The organism is Syntrophaceae bacterium (assembly GCA_013177825.1).
Taxonomy (GTDB): Bacteria; Desulfobacterota; Syntrophia; order Syntrophales; family PHBD01; genus PHBD01.
This window is the reverse complement of sequence record JABLXX010000023.1, coordinates 1-2,656: the sequence shown is the minus strand read 5'-3', so window position 1 is coordinate 2,656 and position 2,656 is coordinate 1. Positions and strand designations below refer to the sequence as shown.

General features: G+C 67.8%; 1 protein-coding gene. It reads right to left on the bottom strand.

The annotated features are described in order from the left end of the window. On the bottom strand, nucleotides 1-2,654 hold a 2,654-nt coding region (locus tag HPY65_19180), incomplete at its 3' end, for a cation-transporting P-type ATPase (GenBank protein NPU86603.1). Nucleotides 2,655-2,656: the final 2 nt, after the last annotated feature.

The following is a 2,656-nucleotide window of genomic DNA, read 5'->3' as shown; positions in this document are numbered from 1 at the left end:
GAGATGAGAAGGATCATCCCCCAGTCACGGGCGGAAATGGGAGCCGTCTGGAAGAGCCGGTTCATGACGGGTGTGTAGGTAAACAGCATCTGGAGGACCACCATCACGGCGGATCCGACCAGGACCCAGGGGTTGGTGAAGAAGCCGATGCGGAAGGCGGAGCGGGTCAGGGACCGGCAGTTGAAGAGGTAGAAGAGCTCGACCATGACAAACTGGTTGACCGCCACCGTGCGGGCGACCTCGATGGGATATCCCTTTCCCGTCTGCCAGAGGAAGATGGAGAAGACGGCCCCCAGCATGAGGACCGTCACCAGGACGATGCGACCGACCATCACCTTGTCAAGCAGCGGTGCCCGGGGGTCCCGGGGCGGGCGCTCCATGACGTCCTTCTCCTGGGGCTCGAAGGCCAGCATCAGGCCCAGGAGGACCGCCGTGGTCATGTTGATCCAGAGGATCTGGACGGGAAGGATCGGCAGAGTCGTCCCGGACAGGATGGCGGCCAGGATGACGAGCCCTTCGCCGCCGTTCGTCGGGAGCGTCCAGATGATGAACTTCACGAGGTTGTCGAAGACCCGTCGGCCCTCCTCCACGGCCCGGGTGATGGAGGCGAAGTTGTCGTCCGTGAGGACCATGTCCGCCGCCTCCTTGGCCACGTCGGTTCCGGTGATGCCCATGGCCACGCCGATGTCGGCCTGCTTCAGGGCCGGGGCGTCGTTGACGCCGTCCCCCGTCATGGCCACGATCTGCCCGCGGGCCTGAAGGGCCTCCACGAGGCGGAGCTTCTGCTCCGGCGCCACGCGGGCGAAGACAGAGACCTCCGCCGCGGCCCGGATCATCTCGTCGTCGCCGAGACGGGCCAGGTCCTGGCCGGTCAGGGCCGCCGGGGCGGCCCCCTCCTCCCCGTCCAATCGTCCGATCCCGATCTGGCGGGCGATCGTCGCGGCCGTCAGGGCGTGATCCCCGGTGATCATCTTCACCTCGATCCCGGCGGCCCGGCAGAGCCGCACGGCCTCCAGGGCCTCCGGCCGCGGCGGATCGATCATCCCCTGGAAGCCGAGAAACGTCAGGCCGGAAAACGTCCCCTCCCCGTCGATGCGGGTGCTCCCTGGCGGCAGTTCCTTCCGGGCAAGGGCCAGCACCCGGAGCCCCCCGGCGGCCATGTCCTCCGCCGCCCGCTGGACCGCCGGGCGATCCACGGGCTGGAGGCCGCCGCCGGTGTCGAGGAAGCGTTCGCACTTCGTCAGGATCTTTTCCAAGGCCCCCTTGAGGTAGACGATTCCGGCACCATCCTTCCCGCCGCCGTGGAGGGTGGCCATGTACTGCCGCTCCGACTCGAAGGGGATGGAGTCGAGGCGCGGAAAGGAGCCGGCGGTCTCCTCCGCGTCCATTCCTCCCTTGGCGGCGGCAACGATCAGGGCCCCCTCCGTGGGGTCTCCCTGGACTTTCCAGGCCTCGTCCTCCCGGAGGAGCCGGGCGTCGTTGCAGAGGAGGCCCGCCCGCAGGCATTCCGCCAGTGCCTCCGGGAGCGGGGCCTGGAGATCCTTCCCCGCGGTCGAGAACGAACCCTCCGGGGCGTAGCCGCCCCCCGACACATCGTAATACTCGCCGCCTGCATAGATCCGGCGGACCGTCATCTGGTTCTCCGTCAGGGTCCCCGTCTTGTCGGAGCAGATGACGGTCGTGCTGCCCAGGGTTTCCACGGCGGGGAGCTTCCGGATGATGGCCCGCTTCCGGGCCATGCGGCTCACGCCGATGGCCAGCGTGATCGTCACCGCCGCGGGGAGCCCTTCCGGGATGGCCCCCACCGCCAGGGCGACGGCGGCCATGAACATGTCGACGGCACTCTCCCCTCTCCAGAGTCCGACGCCGAAGGTCAGGCCTGCCAGGACCAGGATGGCCCAGAGGAGGATCGTGCTGAACCGGGCGATTTTCTTCGTCAGGGGGGTCGACAAGTCCGCCGCCCCGGCGACCAGCTCGGAGATCCGGCCCGTTTCCGTCTTGTCTCCCGTGGCGACGACGATCCCCCGGCCCTGTCCGTAGGCCACAAGCGTCCCGCCATAAGCCATGTTTTTCCGGTCGGCGAGAATCGTCTCGGGCGGCAGGTCCGCCTCCTTTTTCTCTGAGGGGACCGACTCCCCCGTGAGGGCCGACTCGTCAACCCGCAGTTCCCGCGAGCTGTGGAGGCGCAGGTCCGCGGGGACCTTGTCGCCCGACTGGAGGAGGACGATGTCGCCGGGCACGAGCTCCGCCGAGGGGACGGCGACGCGCTTCCCGTCCCGGAGAACCGTCGAAGAGGTGGCCATCAGGTTCTTCAGGGACTCGATGGCCCGCTCCGCCTTGTCCTCCTGGATGTAGCCGATGACGGCGTTGACCAGGACGACCCCCAGGATGACCGAGGAATCGACCCATTCCCGCAGCAGCGCGGTGATCCCCCCGGCGGCCAGAAGGATGTAGACGAGAGGCTGGTGGAACTGCTTGAGGAAGCGAACGAAGGGACCGGTCCGCTTCTTGACCGTCACGGTGTTGGGTCCGAACTTCTCCTGGCGGTGCCGGACCTCGAACACCGAGAGCCCGCGTTCGGGGTCGGTGTCCAGGAAATCGGCCACGTCCCCGGACCGGCAATGGTGCCAGTGTTTGCAGAGCAGGGTTTCCATTG